Here is a 26,101-nt window from a genome sequence, read left to right as displayed (position 1 = left end):
GCCGCGCAGCAGCCCCTTATTTGCGCCGCGCCGAGGCAGGTGCCGGATAGATGACCTTCGACGACGCCCACTTGCCCGGCGCGACCACCTTGAACTTGCCGTCCTGCACCTGGTACAGCACCATCGACTTGGCAATGTTCTTGCCGCTCTGGTCGAACTTGAGCGGGCCGTAGAACGTCATCAGGTCGGTTTTTGCCAGGGCATCGCGGACCTTCTCCGTATCGAACGAGCCGGCACGCTCGAAGGCGTCGGCGAAGGCCAGCACGGCGGCGCTGGATTCAGCCGCCTGGTACGGTGCCTCGTAGCGGAACTCCTGCTCGAAGCGCAGCGCATACTGCTCGGCCGTGCCGAACCAGCGGTCCTTGTAGCTGAGCGAGCGGTCCCATTGCGAGCCGCACACCGCGAATTCCGCGCTCTTGCCGAACTTCTCGATGATCTGGGCGGAGTCGCAGTGGGTCAGGGCCAGCATCGGCACGTCAATGCGCATCTCTGCCACTTGCCGCACCGCCAGCGCCGCGCCCTTTTCATGGCCGGATACCACCAGGATGTCCGGCTTGAGCGCCTTCACCTTGGCCAGCGTGACCGACATGTCGTTCAGCTCGGGCGGCAGCTTGTCGTCGATGACCACCTGCATGCCAAGGCGTTTCGCATCCTCTTCCACGCCGTCGCGCACATCCTGGGAGAAGTTGTCGTTTTCGATGGCGATGGCCACCTTGAGGCTCTTGGGTGACTTGCCTGCCCGCTGCGCTTCCTCGGCAGCAAGGTTGATGGCGGCGCGCAGGTAGTAGTCGGAGGTATTGAGCACCGCGAACATGTAGCGGTAGCCCTGCGTGAACAGGTTGCGGTCCGCGCCGTTGCCCTCGACCATCGGGATCCGGTACTTCTCGGTGACCGGGGCGATCGCCTTGGTAAGCCCGGAGCTGTAGGGCCCCAGCACGAACTTGACGCCGTCCTGGCTGATCAGCCGCTCGGCCAGCTGCGCGCCGCGGGCCGACGTGGATTCATCGTCGTAGAAGATGATCTTCAGCTGGTAGGCCTTGCCGCCGACCTTGACGCCGCCCGTCTCGTTGATGCGCTTCGCGGCAAGGTTGTAGCCGTCCTGCGTGTTCTTGCCATTGGTGGCGTACTTGCCGGTCAGCGAGACCGCGGCCCCGAGGACGATGGTGTCGCCCTCCACCTTGGCTGCCACAGGGAACGACAGGGCCAGGCCAAGCCCGGCGAGGGCGCAGAGGGTGGCAAGGCGTATGTGGATGGCGCGCCTGGCACCGGCTGGCAAGCTGCGTGTGGATGCGGTTTTCATCTCACCTCCTCACTCTTTCCAGCTTAGGACTCATTTCGGAAAGGGGAAGGGCTGCAAGTCACGGTTCCATCACTTCATGACATGTATCGGGATTTCCTATTCATGAAATGAAGCCTACCCTTAAGAATGGGGTAGCTGGCTACCTGAACCGGGGTGGGAGCCGACCGCTTTCTCGTACAAGGAGATAGCCATGGCCAAGACAGCGCATCCAGGTGGTACCGATACGGCCGTCGCCACCAGCACCTATGCGGATACCGACACCGCGGACACCAATGCCGGCAGGCGCAGATTCATCCGGACCACGGGCGCCGTCGGGCTTGCGGCCGGGCTCGGGCCCTTCCTGATCCCCAGGCATGCCCATGCGGCAAAGCACACCCTCAAGATCCTGCAGTGGAACCACTTCGTGCCGGGCTACGACAAGTGGTTCGACGACACCTATGTGAAGCAGTGGGGCCAGAAGAATGACACCGAGGTGGTGGTCGACCACGTCGGCATTCCCGCGCTGGCCACGCGTGCCGCCGCCGAAGTGTCGGCGCAGAAAGGGCACGACCTGTTCATGTTCCTGTCGCCGCCACCGGTCTACGAGGAGCAGGTGATCGACCATCGCGAGCTTTATGAGGAATGCCAGCGCAAGCATGGCAAGCCGATGGAGCTGGCGATCAAGAGCACGTACAACCCGAAGACGAAGAAGTACTTCGGCTTCTCTGACAGCTTCGTGCCGGACCCGATCAACTACCGCAAGGACCTCTGGGACGACGTCGGCATGAAGCCGCCGGACACCTGGCTGGACATCCTCGCCGCCGGCCGCAAGATCAAGGCCAGGCACGGCATTCCGGTTGGCGTCGGGCTGTCCGCGGAACTCGACACCGCGATGGCGATGCGCGCCATCCTGTATGCCTTCGGCGGATCGGTCCAGGACGAACGGCACACCGTGGTGCTGAACTCGAAGAACACCGTGGAAGCGGTGAAGTTCGTCAAGGCGCTGTTCCAGGAGGCCATGACGCCGGACGTACTGGCATGGGACCCGTCGTCCAACAATCGCGCCATGCTGGCTGGCAAGATCTCGCTCTGCCTGAACGCCATCTCCATCACCCGCGAGGCCGAGAAAAAGGACCTGCCGATCGCGCGCGACATCTGGCTCACGCAGGCGCTGCAGGGGCCGGTGCGGCGCATCGCGCTGGAGCACGTGATGGACTGCTACGTGATCTGGAAATTCGCCGAGAACATCGCCGGCGCGAAGAAGTTCCTGGTCGACTATATCGACAACTTCCGGCAGGGCTTCCTGGGCAGCGAGTTCTACAACTTCCCCTGCTTCCCCAGCACCGTGCCCGACCTGCAGAAGCTGATTGCCGACGACCAGAAGGCCACGCCGCGCGACAAGTACAAGGTGCTTGGCGCGCTGATGAACCAGGCGACCAATGTCGGCTACCCCGGCTACGCCAACGCGGCCATCGATGAGATCTTCAATACCTGGGTCCTCAACACCATGTTCGCCAAGGCCGCCACGGGCGACGAGACGCCGGAGAACGCGGTCCGGATCGCCGATGCCGCATGCAAGCGCATCTTCGCCAAGTGGCGCGACAAGGGCATGGTGTAGCGCGCGGCCGGATATGGCTACCGTAGAAGTTCGCTCGCTCACCAAGCATTTCGATGGCGCCAACGCGGTCGACAATGTCGACCTTGGCGCCCGCGATGCCGAGTTCCTGGTCCTGCTGGGGCCGTCCGGCTCCGGCAAGACCACGCTGCTGCGCCTGATTGCCGGGCTCGAGGCGCCCAGCCGCGGCGATATCCTGGTGGATGGCCGCGTCGTCACGGCGCTGCCTCCCAGGCTGCGCAATATGGCGATGGTGTTCCAGAGCTACGCCCTGTACCCGCACCTCAATGTGTTCGACAACATCGCCTTCCCGCTGCGGGCCAGGCACATGTCGCGCGAGGAGGCCGGGCGCAAGGTGGACTGGGCCGCGCAATTGTTCGGCATCGGCCCTCTGCTGCAGCGCAAGCCGCGCCAGCTGTCCGGCGGCGAGCGCCAGCGGGTGGCGCTGGCGCGCGCGGTGGTGCGCGAGCCGGTGGCGTTCCTGCTCGACGAGCCCTTGTCCAACCTTGACGCCAAGCTGCGGACCTCGGCGCGCGACGAACTGCAACGGTTCCAGCGCCGGCTGGCCATTACCACCATCTACGTAACCCATGACCAGATCGAGGCGCTGGGCCTGGGCGACCGCATCGCCATCCTCGACCACGGCAGGATTCACCAGATCGGCACGCCGCAGGAGGTCTATGAGCATCCCGCCAATCTCTTCGTTGCCACCTTTATCGGCTCGCCGCCGATGAACCTGGTCGAGGCCGACGGGGTCGTGACCGGGTTCCGGCCCGAGCATTTCCTGCCGCGCGAAGCCTATCCCGCGGAGGATGCGCTGCGAGCCTTTGCCGTGGACGTGACGCGCATCGAGAACCTGGGCTCGGACCGTCTGGTGTACGGCAAGCTGGAAGCGCCGCTGCCGCCGGCCAGCGTGGTTTCGCGCATTCCCTGCACGGTGACGGTCCCGATCGAGGCCGGCACCGGCCACCGCTTCGTGGTGCGCGAGCGCGACCTGCGCCGCTTCGATGCGAAATCCGGTTCCAGCCTGGGAGCCGCGCCGTGAAGCCCCTGCACATCGCCACCGGGCAGCCGGCGGCGGACCTGGCGTTGCAGCCAGCGCCGCGCCTGACTGACGACGACCGCTGGCTCGGCCGCGCCATGCTCGCCCCGGCGGTGATCTACATCGCGCTGCTGGTCGGCTTTCCGTTCATGCTCTCGATCTACTACAGCCTTTCGGATGCCACGGTAGGCAGCCAGGCGCTGCACTTCGTCGGCCTGGAGAACTTCCGTCGCGTGCTGGAAAGCAACACGTTCTGGCGTTCGCTGCGCAACGCGCTGGTCTTCACGCTGGTGTCGCAGGTACTGGTGGTGGTGCTGGCCAAGATGCTGGCGCTGGCCCTGTACCAGGACTTCCGCGGCAAATGGCTGGTGCGCCTGCTGATCCTGCTGCCGTGGGTGGCGCCGATCTCGCTCGGCACCATCGGCTGGCTGTGGATCTTCGATCCGGTCTACAGCATCATCAACTGGACCCTGGCCGCGGCCGGCGTGCTGGGCCCGCACAACTGGCCGGTGTGGCTCGGCCAGCCGGAGCTGGCGATGGCCTCGGTCATCGTGGTGGATGTCTGGCGCCTGCTGCCGCTGGCCACGGTGATCATCCTCGCCGGCCTGAGCGGCATCCCGCAGGACATCCACGATGCCGCCGCCATGGATGGCGCCGGCTTCTGGCGGCACCTGTTCCTCATCAACCTTCCGCTGGTGATGCCCATCATGCTGGTGGCGCTGCTGTTCGGCATCGTGTTCACCTTCACCGACATGATCATCATCTACGTGCTGACCCGCGGCGGGCCGTACGACACCACCCAGGTGCTGGCCAGCCTGGCCTTCTTCACCGGCATCCAGGGCGGCGACCTGGCGGAAGGGGCCGCCATCTCGCTGTTCCTGTTCCCGGTGCTGGTCGCGGTCGTGATCGTGCTGCTGACCGTGGCGCGCCGCACTGAGGTGACCTGAAATGCGCCCCGCTGCCATCACCTGGCGAAGCTGGGCCGCGCGCGGCGCCCATTTCGGCGTCCTCGCCGCATTTGCGGCGTTCTGCGCGTTTCCCTTCTACTGGATGCTGATCACGACCTTCAAGGATGTGCACGACCTGATCAACACCGCCAACAACCCGTTCCTGTTCAACCTGCCGCCGACGATGGAAAACCTGCGGATCCTGTTCGGCGAGACCCGTTATCTGCGCTGGGTGCTCAATACCCTGGTCGTGGCCGTCGGCGTGGTGCTGATCACGCTCATCCTGGCCGTGCCCGCTGGCTACAGCCTGGCCCGGCTGTCGGGCCGCTGGGGCCGGCAGTGGGCCATCGGCATCTTCCTGACCTATCTGATTCCGCCCACCGTCCTGTTTATCCCGTTCTCGCGCATCATCGGCGTACTGGGCCTGCAGGATTCGCTGTGGTCGCTGGTGCTGGTGTACCCCAGCTTCACGGTGCCGTTCTGCAGCTGGCTGATGATGGGGTTTTTCAAGGCGGTGCCGCGCGACATCGAGGAAGCCGCGATGATGGATGGCCTGAGCCGCTTCGGCGCGTTCCTGAAGGTGGTGGTGCCGCTGTCGTCGAGCGGGATTCTGACCGTGGTCATCTTCAGCGCCACGCTGGCGATGCAGGAATTTGTCTATGCGCTGACCTTCATCACCAGTTCGTCGCAGTACACGGTGAGCGTCGGCGTGCCGACCTTCCTGGTGCGGGGCGATGTCTATTTCTGGGGTTCCCTGATGGGCGCCTGCCTGATCGTCAGCGTGCCGGTGGCTGCGCTCTACAACAGTTTCCTTGACCGTTTCGTTGCCGGGTTTACCGTCGGCGCAATCAAGTGATTCAGCGGACTAAAGCAGCTTGCCGATCAACAGCGCCACCATCGACAGCAGGATCGTCGATGCAAACGGCAGTACAAACTCGCGCCCGAACAGCCGGAAGCGTAGATCTCCCGGCAGGCGTCCCAGCCCGATCTTCTGCAGCCATGGCAATGCCGCGGACAGCACGATCACGCTGAAGAAGATGGTAAAGGTCCAGCGCAGCATGGCCGGCCTACAGCGCGTGGCAGCGGTCGCCGCGGGCGAAGCCCGTCAGCGGCTCACTGTCATCCAGCCCGCGGGTCAGGACGATGACCTTGAACAGTTCGCCCATTTCCGCTTCGGACAGCAGCTTCTGCACCGCGTTGGCCTGCGGCAGGAAGGCGCGCGCGTCGGACGGGTCCAGTGCCATCAGCAGCTCGGTGATGCCGGCGTTCATCAGGAAGCGCGCCTGCGAGGCGAAACCCGACACCGTCAGGCCCGCATCCACGGCGGCCAGGGCGATGCCGCTGAAGTTCACGTGCGCGGTGATGTCCTGCAGGCCCGGGTAGAGGAACGGGTCAGGGTGCGCATGATGGCGGTAGTGGCACATCAGCGTGCCGCCGGCGCGCTGCGGGTGGTAGTACTCGCGCGCGGGGAAGCCGTAGTCGATGAAGAAGGCGGCGCCACTTGCCAGCATGGCGCCCACTGCGCGTGTGAAGCCCTCGGCTTCGGCGTGGGTCTCGGTGACCAGGTCGTGGTCGCCCGGGATGGCGCGCAGGGTCTGCGGCACGTCGGCGTCGGGCAGCGCGCGGTCCTCGAAGCGGAAGGCGCGTTCGCCATCGTCGCTGCGCACCACGCCGCGCTCATGCCAGCGGCCGCCGCTGCGCGCGTAGAGCTGTACCGGCATCGCATCCAGCACTTCATTGCCGATGATCACGCCTGCGAAGGCGTCTGGCAGCGTGTCGAGCCAGGTGACGCGGTCCGCCAGGTGCGGCGCGCGCTGCGCCAGCGTGGCCTGCTGGCGCGCGCGCAGTTCGCCCGACAACTCGACGATGGCGTATGACTCCGGCAACTGGCCTTCCAGCTCCAGCCCCAGCAGTAAATCCGCCGCCAGCCGCCCGGTGCCGGCGCCGAATTCCATCACGCCCGGCAGGCCCTGGGCCAGCAGCGGCGCGAACTGGCGCGCCAGCGTGCGCGCGAAAAAGGGGCTCAGTTCCGGGGCGGTGATGAAGTCGCTGCCGTCGCGGGCATCGCGACCGAACTTGGCCGAGCCGCCGCTGTAATAGCCCAGGCCGGGCGCGTACAGTGCCAGCGCCATATAGCGGTCAAAGCCGATCCAGCCGCCGGCCGCGTCGATGGATTCGCCAATGCGGGCCGTAAGGGTATCGGAGGCGGCCTGCGCGTCGGCGGGGGGAAGGGGTAAACTAGCGGCTTTCTGCATCCTGCGATTGTAGCAATGCCCGCATCCAAGATTCCTGCCAGCCAGACCAGTGACCAGACCGGTGGCCAGCGCGCCACCGCCCGCGGCGTGGCGCTGGTGACCGGTGGCGCGCGCCGCCTGGGCCGCGCCATCGCGCTTGAACTGGCCGCGCAGGGCTGGGACGTGGCCGTGCACTGCCATCGCTCGGTGGACGAGGCCGAGGCCCTGGCCGCGCAGATCCGCGCGCTGGGCCGCCGTGCCGCGGTGCTGCGCGCCGACCTGGCCGACGAGGCCGCCACCGGCCGCCTGGTGGCCGATTGCGCCGCCGCGCTGGGCGTGCCCACTTGCCTGGTCAACAACGCTTCGCTGTTCCAGTACGATGTGGCGACCAGCTTCTCATATGCGTCGCTGGATACGCATATGCGCACCAACGTGGCGGCGCCGCTGCTGCTCGCGCGTGAACTGCACAAGGCCCTGGCCGCCGCCGCCGGCAACGACAAGGCCGCCGAACCGCGCGGCGTGGTGATCAACCTGCTGGACCAGAAGCTGGACAACCTGAACCCGGACTTCCTCTCGTACACGCTGTCCAAGGCCGCGCTGCAGACCGCCACGGTGCAGCTGGCCCAGGCGCTGGCGCCGCGCCTGCGCGCGGTGGGCGTGGCCCCGGGCATCACGCTGGTGTCCGGCGAGCAGTCCGAGCAGAGCTTCCGCCGCGCGCATCGCGTGACGCCGCTGGGCCAGTCGTCCACGCCCGAGGATATCGCCCAGGCGGTGGCCTACCTGGCGCAGGCGCGCGCCGTGACCGGCACCACGCTGTATGTGGACGGCGGCCAGCACCTGATGCCGCTGGCGCGCGACGTGATGTTCCTGACCGAGTAAGCTGGAAGCCAGCAACCGAATACCGTAGTGCCTGATGTGCCGCGCCCGCCGGGCGCGGCTTCCTTTTTCTTCTCAGCAGCCCGCTCATGACCATGCTCGCCGCCCTTTCCCACCCCAGCCTGCAAGACTGCCGACGCATGTTCCTGCGCAACTACGAAGTGCAGATCAATATCGGCGTGCACGAATTCGAGAAGAAGGGCGAACAGCGGGTGCTGATCAATATCGACCTGTTCGTGCCGCTGGCGCAGAGCACCCCGCAGGCTGACAAGCTCGACGAAGTGGTCGACTACGACTTCATGCGCAACACCGTGGCCGAGCGCATGGCGCAGGGCCACGTGCACCTGCAGGAAACGCTGTGCGACGACGTGGCCCGCGCCATGCTCAAGCACCCCAAGGTGCGCGCGGTGCGCGTGTCGACCGAGAAGCCGGACGTGTACCCGGATTGCGATTCGGTCGGCGTAGAGGTATTCCATATCAAGCAGGCCTGAGCCGTCCTGCCCGCGCCCTGCAGCTTGCGGGCGCCTAAAGTAAAATGTTGCCGCTTCGCGCCGCGCCGGCCATTCCATCCGGCGGGCGCCACGCAACAGGATGCTCCATGAGCCACTCGAACAACTTCTACCGCCTCGAGACGAGGCTGCAATCGCAAACCGGCAAGGCCATCGGCGACTTCGGCATGATCGAGGACGGCGACACCGTGCTGGTCTGCATGAGTGGCGGCAAGGACTCATACACCATGCTGTCGGTCCTGATGGCGCTGCAAAAGCGCGCGCCGATCCGGTTCAAGCTGATCGCGATGAACCTGGACCAGAAGCAGCCAGGCTTCCCGGAACACATCCTGCCGGAGTATCTGAAGTCGGTCGGCGTGGAATATGTGATCGTCGAGGCGGATACCTACTCGATCGTCAAGGAGAAGGTGCCCGAGGGCAAGACCACCTGCTCACTGTGCTCGCGCCTGCGCCGCGGCGTGATCTACCGCACCGCCAAGGAGCTGGGCGCCAACAAGATCGCGCTGGGCCACCACCGCGACGACATCGTCCAGACCTTCTTCCTGAACATGTTCTTCGGCGGCAAGATGAAGGCGATGCCGCCCAAGCTGTCGACCGACGATGGCCAGCACATCGTGATCCGCCCGCTGGCGTACTGCTCGGAGAAGGACATCGCGTCGTATGCGCGCGCCATGGAATTCCCGATCATCCCCTGCAACCTGTGCGGTTCGCAGGAAAACCTGCAGCGCAAGAAGGTCAGCGAGATGCTGCAGGACTGGGAGCGCCAGAATCCGGGCCGTATCGACAATATCTTCGCGGCGCTGCGCAACGTGGTGCCGTCGCACCTGGCCGATACCGACCTGTTCCCGTTCACCGGGCTGGCCACCGGCCTGGCCAAGGTGGATGAAGCGTCACTGTTCGGCGAAACCACCTTCCAGCAGCAGCCGCTGATGTTTGCCGGCAACGTGGAAGAGAACCGGATGGAGTTCGTGCGCTTCGAGCGCCCGCCCGCGGCTGCCGCGGCACCGGCGGCGGAGCAGGCCGGCACGCAGTAAGACTGCCGACAGCGTAAGCTTGCCGGTTGTCTGCTCCCGCTCCCGCTCCCGCTCCCGCTTGCGCGAGCGGGAGCAGACAACCGCTCTTCAATTTTCCCGCTTCGTCGCCGCCGACTGCACCGGGGCGTTCGCCTTCTCGCGTATCAGCGCATGCGTGTCGTCGATCCATTTCTGGAACCGGTCTTGCGCATGCGCCTTCTGCTGCGGCGTGGTCATGTTGGCGATGGCCACGGTCAGCGCGATGCCCGCATTGAGGTTGGCTTCGTGGCTGGCGGCATGCTTGGCTGGCGGGTTCTGCCAGTATTCGCGGAAGCGGCGCAGCAGGTCTATCACCTGCGCCTTGGGTGGCTGCGTGGCCTGCACGTAGCGCACCATCCTGAGCCATTCCTGCTGCCGGGCGACGCGCTCGGCGTAGCGCGCGTCGGTATTCTGCACCACCGGGCCCATCCTGGCCCGGATGGCCATTTCCTGATCGCTGGAGAAGTTGCCATAGACCAGCCGCGCGTAGTCCATCACCTTGTCATAGCGCGCTTGCTCGCGCTCGGCAGGATTTGGATTCAGGAATTTCTTGCGGTACTTGGCATTGCCCTCGGCAAATTTCTTTTCCATGCGGCCGATCTGCTCGGGCGTCAGCGTCAGCAACAGGTCGGCGAGGTCGGGCATCGCTTGTTCGAACGACTTGCGCGCCAGTTGCTCCGAGGCGTCCTGGAAGTGCTCGACCGTGGCCGGTGTCACCGGTTGGCGCACGTCGGTCTTGGCCTGCTGCAGCAAGGCGGCGATTTCCGGCAACTGCGCCTTGCGATGCCAGGCAAAAAAGCGCGCGATGGCCTCGCGCGTGAGCGGCTCCTGGGCCGTGGTGACATCGACGTAGTTGTCGATCCACCAGTACGCCAGGTGGTCACCCTGCTGGTATCCGAGCTTCATGGCGCTGCAGGCGCACAAAGCCGCCGCGCCCAGAATCGCGAAAATCCGCCGGGCCCACCAATTGTGAAATTCAGAAACGGCAGCCCGATGCGCAGAAACCGCCATGTTAAAATCAGCGCGCATCGCAACCGGGCCCCCCAGATGGCTGCCAGCCAAGTCCTGGCAAGGATTTGCGGGATTATGCGCAGGCCTGGTCGCAGGTTTTCGCCATGCCTGGCGGCGCAGTCCGCCAAACACCCGGCTGGCGTTTTCAAGAATATTTTTGGACACACTCACTTAGGGGTCTCCTTGTGAATATCGTCATTCTCGCCGCGGGCATGGGCAAGCGGATGTATTCCGATTTGCCCAAGGTACTGCACCCGGTAGCCGGGCGGCCTATGCTCGCGCATGTCCTGGACACGGCACGTGCGCTGTCGCCGTCGCGGCTGGTGGTCGTGGTTGGCCACGGTGCCCAGCGCGTGCGCGAGGCTGTTGCCGCCGACGATGTCGCCATTGCCGAACAGCCCCAGCAGCTTGGTACGGGCCATGCGGTGATGCAGGCACTTCCCTTGTTGGACGACAGCCAGCCCACGTTGGTTCTCTACGGTGACGTGCCGCTCACCAGCGCTGCCACGCTCCAGGCACTTGTGGCCGAAGCCGGCACGCAGCGCTTTGGCGTCCTGACCGTGGAAATGCCCGACCCGACCGGCTACGGCCGCATAGTGCGCGATGCCGCGGGCAGCATCGTCCGCATCATCGAGCAGAAGGACGCCACCGACGCCGAAAAGGCGATCCGCGAGATCAACACCGGCATTATCGTGTGCCCCACCGGCCACCTGCGCAAGTGGCTGTCGACGCTGCGCAACGACAATGCCCAGGGCGAGTACTACCTGACCGACACGGTCGAGCGCGCCGTGGCCGATGGCGTGGAGACCGTCTCGGCCCAGCCGGCGGCGATCTGGGAGACGCTCGGCGTCAACAGCAAGCTGCAGCTGGCCGAGGTCGAGCGCATCCACCAGGGCAACCAGGCCCGGCGCCTGCTGGAAGCCGGCGTGACGCTGCTGGATCCGGCCCGCATCGACGTGCGCGGCGAACTGAGCTGCGGGCGCGACGTTACCATCGACGTCGGCTGCGTTTTTGAAGGACGCGTGCACCTGGAAGACGGTGTGCGCATCGGCGCCCATTGCGTGATCCGCAACAGCACCGTCGGCGCCGGCGCCCAGGTGCATCCGTTCTGCCATATCGACGAGGCCAGGGTCGGCCCCGCCGGGCGCATCGGGCCATACGCGCGCCTGCGCCCCGGCACCGAGCTGGGCGAGGACGTGCATATCGGCAACTTTGTCGAGGTCAAGAACGCCCAGGTGGCCGCGCACAGCAAGGCCAACCACCTGGCTTATGTTGGCGATGCCACGGTGGGGTCGCGCGTCAATATTGGCGCGGGTACCATCACCTGCAACTATGACGGGGTGAACAAGCACCGCACGGTGATCGAGGACGATGTCTTTATCGGCTCCGACACCCAGCTGGTGGCCCCGGTGACGGTGCGCCGCGGCGCCACGCTGGGCGCCGGCACCACGCTAACCAAGGAGGCGCCCGCCGACAAGCTGACGCTGTCGCGGGCCAAGCAGATGACCATCCAGGCGTGGCAACGCCCGGTCAAGCAGCCGAAGCAGTAAGCGTCAGGTGGCCGCCAGGCGGCCAGGGCACGCGCCGCCTCGGCGAGGCGGCGCCACGGGATTCATACCGGCGCCGGAGGTCTACGGGCAGGCGCCAGCAAACGGGGGTTCAGCATGTGTGGCATCGTCGGCGCGGTTTCCACGCGCAATATCGTTCCGGTCCTGATCGAAGGCCTGCGCCGCCTGGAGTATCGCGGCTATGACTCGTGCGGCGTCGCCGTCGTGCGCGACGATGCGGTCGAGCGCGCGCGCACCGTGTCGCGCGTGGCCGACCTGGACGCGCAGACGCAGGCTTCCGGCCTGTCCGGCTTCACTGGCGTGGCGCATACGCGCTGGGCCACGCATGGCAAGCCCGATACCGTCAACGCCCACCCGCACCTGTCGGGCGAGACCATCGCCCTGGTGCACAACGGCATCATCGAGAACTACGAGCCGTTGCGCGAAGAACTGCGCGCGGTCGGCTACGGCTTTGAATCGCAGACCGATACCGAGGTGGTTGCCCACCTGATCCACCAGGCCTACACCTATCCGAGCAGTGCCACGCGCGGCGACCTGTTCGCCTCGGTGCGCGCGGTAACCAAGCGCCTGCACGGCGCCTACGCCATCGCCGTGTTCGCCAAGGACCAGCCGGGCCGCGTGGTCGGCGCGCGCGCCGGTTCGCCGCTGGTGGTGGCGCTGGGCGAGAACGAGGCCTTCCTGGCCTCCGACGCGCTCGCCGTGGCCGGCACCGCCAACCGCATCATCTACCTGGAAGAGGGCGATGTGGTCGAGATCGCGCTGGACGGCGTGATCATCCACGACGTGAACGACCACCCGGTCGAGCGCGAAGCGCGCCTGGTGGAAGCCCATGCCGCGTCAGTGGACCTGGGCCCGTACCGCCACTTCATGCAGAAGGAAATCTTCGAACAGCCGCGCGCGCTGGGCGACACGCTGGAAGGCGTGGAAAGCCTCTCGCCGGAACTGTTCGGCAACAACGCGGCCGAGGTCTTTGCCGGCATCGACAGTGTGCTGATCCTGGCCTGCGGCACCAGCTATTACTCCGGCTGCACCGCCAAGTACTGGCTCGAAAGCATTGCCAGGATCCCGACCCAGGTCGAGGTCGCCAGCGAATACCGCTACCGCGACACCGTGCCTAACCCGCGCGCGCTGGTGGTGGTGATCTCGCAGTCCGGCGAGACCGCCGACACCATGGCCGCGCTGCGTCATGCGCGCGCGCTTGGCCACGTGCACACGCTGGCGGTCTGCAATGTGGCCACCAGCGCCATGGTGCGCGAGACCGAGCTGCGCTTCCTGACGCGCGCCGGCACCGAGATCGGCGTGGCCTCGACCAAGGCCTTCACCACGCAGCTGGCCGCGCTCTACATGCTGACGCTGGCGCTGGCCAAGGTGCGCGGCCTGCTGACCGAAGACGCCGAGGCCAAGGCCCTGACCAACCTGCGCCACCTGCCCGCCGCGCTGCATGGCGTGCTGGCGCTGGAGCCGCAGATCATCGCCTGGTCGGAAGATTTCGCCCGCCGCGAGAACGCGCTGTTCCTCGGCCGCGGCCTGCATTACCCGATCGCCCTGGAAGGCGCGCTCAAGCTCAAGGAAATCTCGTATATCCACGCCGAAGCCTATCCGGCGGGCGAGCTCAAGCACGGCCCGCTGGCGCTGGTCACCGAAGCCATGCCGGTAGTGACCGTCGCCCCTAATGACGCACTGCTGGAAAAGCTCAAGTCCAATATCCAGGAAGTGCGCGCACGCGGTGGCCGCCTGTACGTGTTTGCCGACAGCGACACGCAGATCCAGTCGTCCGACGGCATCCAGGTGATCCGCCTGCCCGAGCACTACGGTGATCTCTCGCCGATCCTGCATGTGGTGCCGCTGCAGCTGCTGGCGTACCACACGGCCTGCGCACGCGGCACCGACGTGGACAAGCCGCGTAACCTGGCGAAGTCGGTGACGGTGGAGTAAGGCGCGGGCAGCCCCGCTGCGGTGCTTGGAATCTACAAACAGATTCGCATAATTCCTGCCGGCAGGTTGGCATAACGAAGGCAAGAATTTCCTCGCAAACCGCAGTCAGGCGCCGTTAATCGAAACTGTTCCAGTTGAGTTGGCGTTGGCAAAAATCAGGGGTCAGCCGTCATTGGCTGGCCCATTTTTTTGCCAAATAGGTGCATCATAAGGCGTAAATTTGACGTAGCTCGACAGGGTCGTTCTTGGCCTTGAACATCCTTCGACTTCAGCGCAGAGACGCCAATGAGATGGAATTCCAAGGGGAATAAACGCCTTCCGACATTTTCGCAAACACGTCCTAGAATAGTTATGATTCGTATTCGCATAATTTGATATGCGAGGATGTGATGTTCTCAATGCTCATGGTGACATTTCGGGAGGGTGTGGAGGCGTTTCTCGTCGCAGCCGTGACGCTCACGTTCCTTCAGAAAGCAGGGCATCAGCACTTGGTCAGCGCAGCGAGGGCCGGCATTTTCGCTGCCTTGCTTCTCTCTGCGGTGCTCGGCCTAGCGCTGTTCCGACTGGGTGGGATGAGTCCCGTTGCCGAAGCCTGGCTGGCACTGCTGGCAGGTATCCTGGTGGTTTCTTGCACTTGGCACATGCTTAGGCATGGCAAGGCAATAGCCGGCGAAATTCGCCGCCGGCTCGCCGGAGTTCCCGACAAGAAGACGGCGGGGCCCTGGCTTGCCGTGTTTGCCTTCATGCTGCTGATGGTTGGGAGAGAAGGCGTCGAGGCAGCCACAATGATTGCCTCCCTTGCGGCTGGTGCAGCAACCGGTCACCTGGCCCTTGGCGGTGCGCTGGGCGTGATTTGCGCCGGCGCTTTGGCGTGGGCGTGGACCAAGTATGGGCGGAGGGTAAACCTGTCGCTGTTCTTCCAGGTCACGGCCATATTTATGGTGTTGTTCTCCATTCAGCTGGCCATTTATGCGGTTCATGAGTTTTCGGAAGCTGGTGCGCTACCGTTCGTTAACAACGAATCCTGGCATGAAATGACTGAGCCTTTCGGCCCAGAGGGTGTGTACGGCTCATGGCTTAGCTATGGCCTCGTACTGGCGCCCCTTGCATTTCTCGTCTTCGCAAGGTTTAACGGTCGGAAAGAGCCAGCGCCTGCCGAAAAGGCTTGAGCCTGCGTTACGCCTTTAAGGAGGCAAAATCACTTGTCGTGCGCAAGTCGCGCGGCTCAGCCCGCGGCTGATATGGCTTGCCGCGCACTTCACAGATGCCGGCCACGTGGTGGCTGAATCTTCAGGGTGGAGGAAGCCCTACCGCACTGCAGCCTTCGCCCCAGTGTTCCTGCGTGGCGTTGGCCTACTTCGTATCCTTCCTGTCGCACAAGCAGTGCCGCAGAAATTCTGCCGACGGCTCGTAGCTGCGTTGGTGTCGAGCGCTGACGGCATCTACTATTTCAAAGGCGAAGGACTTCGGCTGCCATCGTGATGGTGCAATGGACCATCGGCGTGATATTGCGCCCACTGAAGGCCTAATGAAGAACTGATGCCGAGCGTAAGCGGGCATCAACAATGAAAAGACCCGTGGCAATGGCTGCTCTCACCAGCGCGCTGCGCAAGCTTCCCACCAGCATTTGGATGCTGGGCTTCGTGAGTTTGCTGATGGATGTGTCTTCGGAAATCATCCATAGCCTGCTGCCTGTCTTCATGGTCACCACGTTGGGCGCCAGCGCACTGGCGGTTGGGTTGATAGAAGGTGTAGCCGAAGCAACCGCTCTGATTGTGAAGGTCTTTTCCGGCGTCCTGAGTGATTATCTTGGGAAGCGTAAGGGGCTGGCCGTGGTTGGCTATGCGCTGGCTGCATTGTCGAAACCACTCTTTGCAACGGCCACCGGCGTCGGCACCGTACTTGGAGCGCGCGTTGCTGACCGCATCGGCAAGGGCATTCGTGGTGCACCGCGTGATGCGCTGGTTGCCGATATTGCTCCACCTCATCTTCGCGGTGCCGCCTTTGGACTTCGGCAGTCGCTGGACACAGTGGGCGCGTTCTTGGGGCCCCTCATTGCAATCGGCCTGATGTACCTCTGGGCGGACGATTTCCGGGCCGTCTTTTGGGTTGCGGTCTTCCCGGCTATTCTGTCAGTTGTGTTGCTCTTGTTCGGGGTGCAAGAGCCAGAGTTGCATGAATCCGCAAAGCGGATGAACCCAATGCGACGGGAGAATCTCGCGCGGTTGAGTCTGGCCTACTGGAGTGTGGTTGCCGTCGGGGCGGTGTTCACGTTGGCACGGTTCAGCGAAGCATTCCTGGTGTTGCGGGCTCGGCAAGCGGGCCTTCCCCTTTTCTTAGCTCCGCTGGTTCTGGTCGCGATGAACGTGGTGTACGCCGTCGCAGCCTATCCATTCGGGAAACTGGCGGATGAATACAGCCATGTGAAGCTCCTGGCGTTGGGGCTGATTGTGCTGATTGCTGCCGATGTCGTACTTGCAATTGGCACGCACTGGACGGTTACGCTTCTCGGGGTAGCCCTCTGGGGACTGCACATGGGAATGACACAGGGTCTACTTGCGACTATGGTTGCCGATACTGCGCCAGTTGACCTCAGAGGTACGGCCTTCGGCGTGTTCAATCTGGCCAGCGGTATGGCGCTGCTGATTGCGAGCGCATTGGCCGGCTGGCTGTGGGACAGGTTGGGAGCCGCCTTCACGTTCTACGGAGGGGCTCTTTTCTGCATCGCGACTATTGTGCTGGTCTGGTCCATACGGCAACGTGTGAGGTAGGAAGGGGGCCTCCATCACTGCGAGCCAAGAAAAACCAGCGGCGGACCACAGCGGAGGGAAAGTTGTTTACGAGCCAATGTGCCGCGTGCCACGGCGCATATCTCGAGGGCCAGCCGGACTGGCGTAATCGGCGACCGCACGGATGTTGAGTCGAGTCTTTGCTGGGTGAGATAGCAGAATGTGATGCTTATCAAGTCGCTTTGCGCTTATGGCGCCTAGACTAGATAGTGCGCTATTGCGCATCCTGAACACTCAGCGAAGGGACGACATCATGCACAAGAATCGGCTGGCCCCTATTGTCATCGCATTTTCCGCGCTTACTTGCACGCCGCTAGCGTTTTCAGCAAGCCCACAGCAAGGTGGTCCGGAACACGACCACAGCCACGGTCAGGCACCCGCCGCAACCCCGCAAAAACCACAGAAAAACCAAAACCCACAAAGCGCGCAAAGGAGTGCAGCCGTAGACGCCCAGATTGCACATATGCGCGCCCTGCATGAACGACTGTCGAGAGCCAAGACACCCCAAGAGCGCCAGGCTCTGATGGCAGAGCAGACCAAAGTCATGCAAGAGAGCATGACCGTGATGCGGGACATGCATTCAATGCATGGTCAAGGTGGTATGCAGATGGGTATGGGCCAAGGAGACATGTCCGAGCATATGGGAATGCACGGGGGCATGATGGTTCAACACATGGAACTGATGCAGGAGATGATGCAGATGATGGTGGACCGTATGGGGATGACTGGTGGCAACATGATGAACCAATAGTGACCAGTCCGCAGTGATGGCGGCCTTCTCATTATGGCCACTCACAGCATGAGCTCGTGCTGCTATCGTGCCTCGCAGGTGGCACGCTATATAGAGCTTCGTGATACGCCCACCAGGCATCGCTGACGGTGCATTTTTAAAGCCATGCACAAGTCAAGGAACATTCAATGAAGCTCTTGATAGAGCCCAAACTGACTGGCTTTATTGCCGCTACGATGGTATTGGGTATTGCGGTGGCAGGCAGCAACGAGCCGGACTGGTGGCATAGCCATGGGCACGGTGGTGGAGGTGTGGCAGCCATTGGGAAGCCGGGCCACCCAAATAAAGTCAGTCGGACCGTCAATGTGGAAATGACTGACGACATGCGCTTCACCCCCGCCCAGATAACGGTGAAGCGGGGGGAGACCGTTCGCTTCATTGTGAATAACTCCGGCAAGCTGAAGCACGAAATGGTACTTGGGACAGAAGGCGAGCTGAAGGAGCGCTATCACGCGATGATGAAGATGCCAACAACGGTGCATGCCGGCCCCAACGCCGTCGCGCTCGACGGTGGCAAGTTTGGGGAAATCATTTGGCAATTCACAAAGTTCGGTACCGTGCCTTTTGGCTGCCTTCAGCCGGGTCACTATGAGGCAGGAATGAAGGGTTCTGTAACAGTTAAGTAAATCTGCGAGCTGCTCCGCCGCGCGGGCCCGGCCAGTGGGCAAGCTGCGAAGGCGAAGCGTGGAAAAGTGTGTGCACGTTGCGACGAACAAATTGGAGCATCGAAGATGGGCGGCCAACGCATTAGCAGTGCGGATTCTAACCATCATGCGGGCGGTGGGCATTCTTTGGGTGAGGAGGGTGACCAATGTTCTCATCATCAGCACGGGATTCCGAACGCTTCTATGCCTGAAAGGCACCTCCGGTACCCGCATAATCATGGCCATGTGGTTCCCGCCGGCGCGACGCAACTGAAGGACCCGGTTTGCGGCATGTCCGTCACGGCAGCTTCGCAATTCCATAGTGAGCACGATGGGGTCCAGTACTTCTTCTGCAGTCAGTCATGCCAGAGCAAATTTCAAGCTGACCCCCTGAAGTACATCACGCCCGAAACCGTGGTTTCGGCGGCAGCAGCCCCCGAAGGGACCATCTATACGTGCCCGATGCACCCGGAAATTCGCCAGGACCACCCGGGCAATTGTCCAAAGTGCGGCATGGCTCTGGAGCCTGTCATTCCGGGGTTGGACGAGGAAGAGAATCCGGAGCTCGTCGACTTCCGCCATCGCTTCTGGTGGACGCTGCCGCTGACGGCTGTGGTGTTCATTTTGGCCATGTTCGGGCATCGTCTTGGTTGGATGGAGGCGTCTACCCAGAGTTGGCTGGAATTGGTTCTCGCCACGCCCGTTGTCCTCTGGGCTGGCCTGCCCTTTTTCCAGCGCTGCGTGCAGTCATTCATCAACCGCAGCCCCAACATGTGGACGCTGATTGGACTGGGCACGGGCGCTGCGTATCTCTACAGCGTGATTGCAACCATTGCGCCTGATGTCTTTCCAGCAGCGTTCGCAGCCCACGGACGAATCGGGGTGTACTTCGAGGCTGCGGCGGTCATCATCTCCTTGACGCTTGTCGGACAGTTGCTGGAATTGAAGGCGCGCTCCCAAACGTCAGCTGCTATCAAGTCGCTGCTCGGCCTGGCACCGAAGACGGCCCGACGTATCAACCAGGACGGCAGTGAGGAAGATGTTCCACTGACCCACGTTCATGTCGGCGACGTGCTGCGGGTCCGGCCTGGCGAGAAGGTGCCGGTTGATGGTGTCGTGACCGAAGGGTCGAGCTCGCTCGATGAGTCGATGATTACAGGCGAGCCGATTCCTGTTTCCAAGCGTGTTGGCGACCGCGTTATCGGCGCAACGATGAACACCTCGGGGAGTTTGGTTATCAAATCTGAGAAAGTCGGTTCTCAGACTGTGCTGTCGCAAATCGTTCAGATGGTGGCCCAGGCGCAGCGCTCCAAGGCCCCAATGCAGAGGATGGCCGACAAAGTGGCGGGGGTCTTTGTTCTGGGAGTGGTTGGTATCGCACTGATTACCTTCTTCGCCTGGGGTCTCTTCGGTCCAGAGCCGAGCTGGGTGTATGGCCTTATCAACGCGGTCGCGGTTCTCATCATTGCTTGTCCGTGTGCTCTCGGACTTGCCACACCAATGTCCATCATGGTGGCGAGTGGCAAAGGTGCATCGAACGGTGTCCTGTTCCGTGACGCTGCAGCCATTGAGAATCTGCGGAAAGTGGATACGCTGATTGTTGACAAGACTGGCACCCTTACCGAGGGGCGGCCCGCGTTCGAGCGCAGTATCGGTACAAACGGTTTCACGGAAGAGGAAGTGCTACGGTTGGCGGCAAGCCTGGACCAAGGCAGCGAGCATCCTCTTGCGGCAACCATCGTCGAGGCAGCTCGCCAGCGGAACCTCGCACTTGAGAAGGCTGAGAAGTTCGAATCGGGAAGCGGCATTGGGGTGCGAGGCCATGTTGGAGGCAGGAAACTCGCCCTTGGCAACACGGCATTGATGCAGGCAGAGGGGATTGCGACGGCCTCTCTGGCCAGCGATGGTGACGCGTTACGCGCTGGGGGCGCTAGCGTGATGTATCTGGCCGTCGACGGAAAACTCGCAGGGATTCTTGCGGTATCAGACCCAGTGAAGGCGACTACGCCGGAAGCGGTTGCCAAGCTCAAGGACGAAGGCATCCGCGTTGTAATGGCTACAGGCGACGGCATCGTGACGGCGAAGGCCGTCGCTGCAAAGCTCGGCATCGATGAATTCCACGGCGAGGTAAAGCCGGCCGATAAGCTCGCTCTCGTGTCGAAGCTCCAACAGGAGGGTAGGGTCGTCGCGATGGCCGGCGACGGCATCAACGACGCCCCCGCGCTTGCAAAGGCTGATGTCGGCATCGCGATGGGAACCGGCACAGACGTTGCGATGAACAGCGCTCAGGTGACGCTCGTCAAAGGGGACCTGCGCGGCATTGTCCGGGCGCGGCAGTTGTCCAAGGCAACGATTCGGAATATGAAGCAGAACCTTGGCTTTGCCTTCGTCTACAACGCGTTGGGCGTTCCACTGGCCGCAGGAGTGCTATACGCTTCTACCGGCATGTTGCTGTCGCCCATGATTGCTGCACTGGCGATGAGCCTCAGTTCTGCGTCGGTGGTTTCGAACGCACTGCGCCTCCGCAAGGCCACGATTTGATGCGCAGGGGCGCGGCGCGTTCTCCACCACTAGATAACAGAAGGAGGTAGCGGCCGCCCGTGGGCAGCTACCCAGTAGAACGGTCCCTCCGCCACCTCGGCGCCGCTGCTTGTTATCGAATCCTGCGTCAGACCTAGGCACTCTGCCCAAGGATGCCCATATTCACGGGCTCATGACTCCAGCTTCACTTCGCAATGGCTCCGCTCTGCAGATGCTCCTCTGCATAGGGAAACACGATTTCCGGATTCTGGCGTATCAGCTCCGTGTCCTTGTCCGCATAGTGCAGACGTGACAGCAAATCCTTGATGACGCTGAGGCGTGCCACACGCTTATCATCGCCCCGCACGACGTTCCACGGCACAACAGCACTCGTGCGAGCAAACATCTCGTTTCGAGCCTTGCTGTACTTCTTCCATAGCTCTACGGCTTGCTCGTCGATGGGGCTGACTTTCCACTGCTTTAGTGGGTCACGCCGGCGGTCTTCGATACGCCTCTTTTGTTCGGCTTTGGTGATGTCCAGGTAGTACTTGATGAGTCGAATGCCAGAACGCACCAGCATCCCTTCGAACTCCGGGACGCTCGACATGAACTCCTCAAGCTCGGCATCGGTGCAGAATCCCATCACGTGCTCGACGCCTGCACGGTTGTACCAACTGCGATTGAAGAGCGTAAATTCGCCTGCGGCAGGCAGCTCGGCAGCATAGCGCCGGAAGTACCAAGAGCCTCGGTCGCGGTCAGAGGGCTTACCGAGTGCGACCACTCGAGTCTCACGGGGACTGAGATGCTCAACGATGCGCTTGATGGTTCCGTCCTTGCCGGAAGCATCTCTGCCCTCAAAAATCACCAGAATCCTGTCGTCGCAGTTGATGAAGTGCTTCTGCAGCTTAACGAGTTCGATTTGAAGTAAGCGCAGATTTTCCTCATACTCCGCATGGGAAAGGGCACTCTTCTCAGGCGGGGAGTCTTGGCTACTTGCCTTCGCTTTCACGATTTCGCTTCCTGGAATCCGACACATCAGCAGTGTCTGAGGTGGACTTCCCGGGTGTGAGCGCTGTAACTTTGTCGGAGAGCAGTAAGTCCAGGGCGGACCGGTCTACGACTTCCTGTTCGAGAAGTAGCTTTGCCAGTGCGTCCAGCTTGTGTCGATTTGCCAGCAATGTCTGCCTTACCCGGTCACTCGCTTCGGCCAGGAGCTTTCTGACTTCAGCATCAATCATCTGTGCCGTGCTCTCGCTGTAGTCCTTGCGTTCCCTAGGCATTAGTCCCGGTCCGTTAAAGAGGGGGTTCGGCATGTCCTCGTAGGTGGCAAGACCAAGCTGCTCGCTCATGCCGAACCGGGTAATCATCTGGCGAGCCATGTCAGTCGCGCGTTGGAGGTCGTTCTGGGCGCCGGTGGAGACATCACCGAAGATGATTTGCTCGGCCATTCGTCCTCCGAGCAGTACATCGAGCCGGTCAAGCAGTTCACTCTGCTTTAGCAGATAGCGGTCCTCTGCGGGCGTCTGCTGCGTATAGCCGAGCGCGGCCACACCACGCGGAATGATGGAGACCTTCGACACGCGGTCAGCTCGTGGACGAAGCTCCGCCACGATGGCGTGGCCAGCTTCGTGGTAGGCGATGGTTTCCTTCTCCTGCGGATTCATCACCCGGTTCTTCTTTTCCAGGCCGCCAATGATGCGGTCCAGCGCCTCATCGAAATCGGCCATCTCCACCGCATCCTTGCCTTTGCGTGCTGCCAGCAGTGCGGCCTCATTGACAAGGTTGGCGAGGTCGGCTCCGGCAAATCCAGGTGTGCGCGCCGCCAACTTTGTAAGTTCCACGGTGGGCGCCAGGGTGACATTCTTCACGTGGACCTTGAGAATCTGTTCGCGCCCCTTCAGGTCGGGTCGGTCCAGCGCGACATGGCGGTCAAACCGGCCGGGGCGTAACAATGCAGGGTCCAAGATTTCCGGCCGGTTGGTGGCGGCCATGATGATGACGCCCTTGTTGGTATCAAAGCCGTCCATCTCGACCAACAACTGATTCAGGGTCTGTTCGCGCTCGTCGTTGCCGGATACAGCATTGAGCGCACGTGTCTTGCCAAGTGCGTCGAGCTCATCGATGAAGATGATGCAGGGCGCCTTGGTCTCCGCCTGATTGAACAGGTCGCGCACGCGTGCAGCCCCCACGCCAACGAACATCTCAACGAATTCTGAGCCGCTCATGCTGAAGAACGGTACCCCGGCTTCCCCGGCCACGGCCTTCGCGAGCAGCGTCTTGCCAGTACCCGGCGCCCCGAGGAGCAATACGCCCTTGGGAATCTTGCCGCCAAGGCGCCGGTAGCGCTGGGGGTCCTTCAGGAAGTTGACGATTTCGGCGAGTTCCTCCTTGGCCTCGTCGATGCCGGCGACGTCGGCAAGCGTCACGCCGGTCTCTTTCTGCATGTAGACCTTTGCCTTGCTCTTGCCAATCTCCATCATCCCGCCAGCGGCACCGCCTACCCGCTTGATGAGCAAACTCCAGATGGCAAAGAAGAGCAACGCAGGCACAATCCAAGACAGCAGGGTGCCAATCCACTTGTTGTCGGCCTGGCCAACAAAGCGCACCTTGGCAGCTTCGAGGTCCTGGACCAGATTGGGGTCATTGACCCGGAGCGTGGAGAACGGGTGGTCCCCCTTGCCCTCGCGCAACATCTCTTCGACCTTCTGCTTGGGAAGTAAATTCTCAATGCCATCGGTGTTGAGCGTGCCGGTGATGGCTCCCTCTCCAAGCGTGATGTCTTTGAGCTTGCCAGACTTGAGCAGGACCTTGAAGTCACTGTATGGGAGCGTTTCGACGTGAGACGAGAAGAGGACGCTCTGAAGGATGAGCATCGCCGAAACTGCGAGGAGCACATACCAGAGGGAAAACTGCTGTTGGCGCGGTTCCATGGGGGCCTTTAATCTTGTCGGCAACCAAGCAAATCGACAGCCGCCGCTATTTGCAGTCGGCTGCCGCTCCTAAGGTGCGGCCGGTTTTGGTTTAGGTCTGAAATGGATGGCCTGACTACAGCGAGTGACATTAGCGTGTGGTGCGTAGTCCTCTGTCAGACAGGCCGCTTTTATTCGGCGTCAGTCTTTTTTTCCCAGCATGTTATGGAGCCATGCGAAGAATGCGCCGGCAGCGAAGAACCAGACTGCGAATATGAAAGCCGGATAGGTAACGGACCACCAGGAAAACGGTTGGCCAGTCTGAAGCCGTCGGAAGTCGAGTCCGTGAAAGAGCGCGTTCATGAAATTCATGAAGGACTCAGGGAGTGCCAGCCAGACCAAAGTACACAAGGCGTAGAAGAAAACGATGGTGGCCGACAGCGTCATGCCAGTCTTGAAGGGCTTCATAGTAGCCTCCGCATGCGGGGGAAGATTACGTTTCAACTCAATGGGGACGAGTCCGAGGAACATCACCACCACCGAAGTTGGGGATGAACGCGGGTGTCCTGCTGCGATAGTCCTCATACACCTGACCGAACTCCGCCAGCGCGTCTTGCTCTTCCGCCTTGGCAAGCCGCACGTACATCCAGACCAGGATGGGGAACATCACCAGGGTGAGTATCGTCGGCCATTGCAGCAAGAAGCCGAACATAATCACGATGAAGGCAACATACTGTGGATGCCTCATGCGGGCATAGAGCCCGGTTGTCGCCAGACGGTGTGCCTGCTGGGCCAGATACAGAACGCGCCAGGCGGAAGACAGCATGATGAAGCCGCCAAAAATCAGGATGTCGCTGGCGAGGTGAAACGGCCCTAGATGCGGATTACCGCGCCAACCGAAAATCATCTCCGGAAGGTGCCCGGCATCGTGAGAGAGAAAGTCGATACCCGGGAACTTCGCCGAGAGCCACGGCAACAGGAGATAGATAGTCAGAGGGACGCCGTACATCTCCGTGAAGAGTGCCACGATGAACGCCGAGAAGGCGCCGAAGGACCGCCAGTCCCGCGTCGTCTTTGGCTTTGTGAAGCTGAAGGCGAACATGATGAAGATGGCGGAGTTGATAATCACCAGCGACCACAGACCGTAGCCGGATTGTGCTTCGTGTTGCATCATCGCTCTCCTTTGGTATTCATGTCCTTGGAGGGGTCACCTTCGTTGTGGCGATGACCATGCCCATGTCCATGATGCATAAAGATGTGCATTAACGGACAGGCTGCCAGCAGGAGGAACGGCAGGAACTGAATGACGTGCGCCCGGTGCTCAGTCCACAGGAAGTAGGCAATCACCAGGAGAAAGCCAATCATGACGGCCTTGGACCTGGATACCGTTCGTTGTGCATCCTCCCGGCGTTCATGATTGTCGTGGTCGTGGTTCATACTTTCCTCCTGGGGAGAGAAACCCTATGGAAGGGTGATGGCGATGATGGCGGTGTACATATCGCTCGGGTTCTTGCTGAAATACTGCTCGTGAACCCACAGACTCGAAGAGGCGACTCATGTATCGCTGCCACGCTATCAGGGCGATTAGGGCCGCGCCGCTCAGCAGGAGCCATGTGAGATTCTGCGAAAGCCAGTTCATGTCGCGGACTCCTCTTCAATGGTTTTTGCGGTATTCGCGTTCGCGCTCTAATGCGCTTCGAATATCGCGCTCACACTGCTTGGATAGGCGAAGGCTGAGCCAGACCACCACGACTGGGCAGAAGAGCAGGAGCAGGCCAAGCAATATGGTGAGCGGCGTCAGCCCAAACCGGTAGACGATTGCAATTGCGAGCGCAAGGGCCGCGCAAATCCAAACCACTGCGTGTCTCATGTCACCTCCGGCCGGGTAACCAGAGAGGCAAGTCGTAGACCTTTCAGCCCACTCAGTGAGGACAGCCCATGGCCGCTGGCGCGAAGATGTGTGCCAATTGGACGAGGAACGGATTGAGTGGAATTGGTGAAGAAGGTCTGCTCGCAGTGACTTGAACAGAACAGATAGTGCCGCTGGTCGACCTCTGCACTGGCGTTGGCTTCCCCGGGGGAAATCTCCATGCCGCAGACCGGGTCTCGCACTCGCTGCTGGCGCGTGGGTTCGTCGTGGCCGGCCGCTTGGGGCGTCTGTCCACCAACAACACCATATTTCCCCCCGAATGGGGTAGCGGACCTGGTCGACATGCCATCCTCCTGGGGGCGAGTGGCGGAGCTGCAAGGCAGGATTTCCTCTATTAGTTTCGCCCTCTACAGGATTTGGCTATTGATGCTAGTCAAGAAACGCGAACAGCAGGCGTGCCGCGGTGCCAGGCAACAGGGTTCGGAACGTCCGGTAGAGCACTTGCAGCGGT

Annotated in this window: 24 protein-coding genes; 14 read left to right on the top strand and 10 right to left on the bottom strand. The window is 62.3% G+C overall.

From position 1 onward, the window contains the following. Positions 1–16: 16 nt before the first annotated feature. The gene (locus A3A5_RS0119880; RefSeq protein WP_018312283.1) at positions 17–1,300 is read right to left on the bottom strand and encodes an amino acid ABC transporter substrate-binding protein; all 1,284 of its coding nucleotides are present in this window, start codon (positions 1,298–1,300) and stop codon (positions 17–19) included. A 190-nt stretch (positions 1,301–1,490) separates the two neighbouring features. Here A3A5_RS0119880 and A3A5_RS0119875 point away from each other — a divergent pair, with 190 nt between their 5' ends. From A3A5_RS0119875 to A3A5_RS0119860, 4 genes are read left to right on the top strand one after another with little or no spacing between them, the layout of a single operon-like run. Next, on the top strand, positions 1,491–2,897 hold the full coding sequence (locus A3A5_RS0119875; protein WP_018312282.1) for an ABC transporter substrate-binding protein: 1,407 nt from the start codon (positions 1,491–1,493) through the stop codon (positions 2,895–2,897). A gap of 13 nt (positions 2,898–2,910) precedes the next feature. Further along, on the top strand, positions 2,911–3,939 hold the full coding sequence (locus A3A5_RS0119870; protein ID WP_018312281.1) for an ABC transporter ATP-binding protein: 1,029 nt from the start codon (positions 2,911–2,913) through the stop codon (positions 3,937–3,939). Next, positions 3,936–4,883 carry a carbohydrate ABC transporter permease gene (locus tag A3A5_RS0119865; protein ID WP_018312280.1) on the top strand — a complete coding sequence of 316 codons (948 nt, stop codon included), beginning with the start codon at positions 3,936–3,938 and terminating at the stop codon, positions 4,881–4,883. Before A3A5_RS0119870 ends, A3A5_RS0119865 begins: the two co-directional genes overlap by 4 nt. A 1-nt stretch (position 4,884) precedes the next feature. Further along, the gene (locus A3A5_RS0119860) at positions 4,885–5,739 is read left to right on the top strand and encodes a carbohydrate ABC transporter permease (RefSeq protein WP_018312279.1); all 855 of its coding nucleotides are present in this window, start codon (positions 4,885–4,887) and stop codon (positions 5,737–5,739) included. A gap of 9 nt (positions 5,740–5,748) precedes the next feature. Here the strand turns inward: A3A5_RS0119860 and A3A5_RS0119855 are convergent, their stop codons facing one another. Together A3A5_RS0119855 and A3A5_RS0119850 are read right to left on the bottom strand one after the other, a co-directional pair. After that, the gene (locus A3A5_RS0119855) at positions 5,749–5,943 is read right to left on the bottom strand and encodes a DUF2905 domain-containing protein (RefSeq protein WP_018312278.1); all 195 of its coding nucleotides are present in this window, start codon (positions 5,941–5,943) and stop codon (positions 5,749–5,751) included. Positions 5,944–5,950: 7 nt separating this feature from the next. Beyond that, entirely contained in the window at positions 5,951–7,138 is a 1,188-nt protein-coding gene (locus A3A5_RS0119850; protein ID WP_018312277.1) for a class I SAM-dependent methyltransferase, read from the bottom strand. 15 nt (positions 7,139–7,153) lie between these two features. Between A3A5_RS0119850 and A3A5_RS0119845 the strand changes: the two genes are divergently transcribed. The 3 genes from A3A5_RS0119845 (at position 7,154) to ttcA (ending at position 9,536) form a co-directional block, all read left to right on the top strand. Next, on the top strand, positions 7,154–7,996 hold the full coding sequence (locus A3A5_RS0119845; RefSeq protein WP_018312276.1) for an SDR family oxidoreductase: 843 nt from the start codon (positions 7,154–7,156) through the stop codon (positions 7,994–7,996). Between the two features lie 86 nt (positions 7,997–8,082). After that, positions 8,083–8,484, top strand: coding sequence for a dihydroneopterin aldolase (locus A3A5_RS0119840; RefSeq protein WP_011614433.1), 402 nt, complete (start codon positions 8,083–8,085; stop codon positions 8,482–8,484). A gap of 107 nt (positions 8,485–8,591) precedes the next feature. Further along, positions 8,592–9,536 (top strand): tRNA 2-thiocytidine(32) synthetase TtcA, encoded by a 945-nt coding sequence (gene ttcA, locus A3A5_RS0119835; RefSeq protein ID WP_018312275.1) that lies wholly within the window; start codon positions 8,592–8,594, stop codon positions 9,534–9,536. An 87-nt stretch (positions 9,537–9,623) separates the two neighbouring features. Here the strand turns inward: ttcA and A3A5_RS39020 are convergent, their stop codons facing one another. After that, positions 9,624–10,460: a DUF6279 family lipoprotein gene (locus tag A3A5_RS39020; RefSeq protein WP_018312274.1), complete on the bottom strand. Its 837-nt coding sequence runs from the start codon at positions 10,458–10,460 to the stop codon at positions 9,624–9,626. 290 nt (positions 10,461–10,750) lie between these two features. Between A3A5_RS39020 and glmU the strand changes: the two genes are divergently transcribed. From glmU to A3A5_RS0119795, 7 genes are all read left to right on the top strand, one after another. After that, a complete protein-coding gene (glmU, locus tag A3A5_RS0119825; protein ID WP_026200935.1) occupies positions 10,751–12,115 on the top strand; it encodes a bifunctional UDP-N-acetylglucosamine diphosphorylase/glucosamine-1-phosphate N-acetyltransferase GlmU in 1,365 nt (454 codons plus the stop codon). A 114-nt stretch (positions 12,116–12,229) separates the two neighbouring features. Next, on the top strand, positions 12,230–14,068 hold the full coding sequence (gene glmS / locus A3A5_RS0119820) for a glutamine--fructose-6-phosphate transaminase (isomerizing) (RefSeq protein ID WP_018312272.1): 1,839 nt from the start codon (positions 12,230–12,232) through the stop codon (positions 14,066–14,068). 389 nt (positions 14,069–14,457) lie between these two features. Further along, positions 14,458–15,237, top strand: a complete 780-nt coding sequence (locus A3A5_RS0119815; protein ID WP_018312271.1) for an FTR1 family protein — start codon at positions 14,458–14,460, stop codon at positions 15,235–15,237. A 414-nt stretch (positions 15,238–15,651) separates the two neighbouring features. Beyond that, entirely contained in the window at positions 15,652–16,839 is a 1,188-nt protein-coding gene (locus A3A5_RS0119810; RefSeq protein ID WP_018312270.1) for an MFS transporter, read from the top strand. A gap of 271 nt (positions 16,840–17,110) precedes the next feature. Further along, complete coding sequence (locus A3A5_RS43475; RefSeq protein ID WP_026200933.1) at positions 17,111–17,608, top strand: hypothetical protein; 498 nt, start codon at positions 17,111–17,113, stop codon at positions 17,606–17,608. Between the two features lie 167 nt (positions 17,609–17,775). After that, positions 17,776–18,273 carry a plastocyanin/azurin family copper-binding protein gene (locus tag A3A5_RS0119800; RefSeq protein ID WP_018312268.1) on the top strand — a complete coding sequence of 166 codons (498 nt, stop codon included), beginning with the start codon at positions 17,776–17,778 and terminating at the stop codon, positions 18,271–18,273. Positions 18,274–18,495: 222 nt separating this feature from the next. Next, positions 18,496–20,832: a heavy metal translocating P-type ATPase gene (locus A3A5_RS0119795; protein WP_255343525.1), complete on the top strand. Its 2,337-nt coding sequence runs from the start codon at positions 18,496–18,498 to the stop codon at positions 20,830–20,832. A gap of 184 nt (positions 20,833–21,016) precedes the next feature. Here the strand turns inward: A3A5_RS0119795 and ppk2 are convergent, their stop codons facing one another. The 6 genes from ppk2 to A3A5_RS0119765 all read right to left on the bottom strand — a co-directional run bounded on the left by ppk2 (position 21,017) and on the right by A3A5_RS0119765 (position 25,590). Continuing rightward, on the bottom strand, positions 21,017–21,847 hold the full coding sequence (gene ppk2 / locus A3A5_RS0119790; protein WP_051108546.1) for a polyphosphate kinase 2: 831 nt from the start codon (positions 21,845–21,847) through the stop codon (positions 21,017–21,019). After that, positions 21,801–23,741, bottom strand: coding sequence for an ATP-dependent zinc metalloprotease FtsH (gene ftsH, locus A3A5_RS0119785; RefSeq protein WP_018312265.1), 1,941 nt, complete (start codon positions 23,739–23,741; stop codon positions 21,801–21,803). Before ftsH ends, ppk2 begins: the two co-directional genes overlap by 47 nt. Positions 23,742–23,921: 180 nt before the next feature. Next, a complete protein-coding gene (locus A3A5_RS0119780; RefSeq protein WP_018312264.1) occupies positions 23,922–24,188 on the bottom strand; it encodes a DUF5676 family membrane protein in 267 nt (88 codons plus the stop codon). Between the two features lie 37 nt (positions 24,189–24,225). Continuing rightward, entirely contained in the window at positions 24,226–24,891 is a 666-nt protein-coding gene (locus tag A3A5_RS0119775; protein ID WP_018312263.1) for an isoprenylcysteine carboxylmethyltransferase family protein, read from the bottom strand. Beyond that, complete coding sequence (locus A3A5_RS0119770; RefSeq protein WP_018312262.1) at positions 24,891–25,157, bottom strand: DUF2933 domain-containing protein; 267 nt, start codon at positions 25,155–25,157, stop codon at positions 24,891–24,893. The genes A3A5_RS0119775 and A3A5_RS0119770 overlap by 1 nt, the downstream gene beginning before the upstream one ends. A 217-nt stretch (positions 25,158–25,374) precedes the next feature. Then, positions 25,375–25,590 carry a hypothetical protein gene (locus A3A5_RS0119765; RefSeq protein WP_018312261.1) on the bottom strand — a complete coding sequence of 72 codons (216 nt, stop codon included), beginning with the start codon at positions 25,588–25,590 and terminating at the stop codon, positions 25,375–25,377. Positions 25,591–26,101: the final 511 nt, after the last annotated feature.

This window comes from Cupriavidus sp. UYPR2.512 (assembly GCF_000379565.1).
Taxonomy (GTDB): domain Bacteria; phylum Pseudomonadota; class Gammaproteobacteria; order Burkholderiales; family Burkholderiaceae; genus Cupriavidus.
Note: the sequence above shows the minus strand (reverse complement) of the source record. Positions and strands in the feature narration are given on the sequence as shown.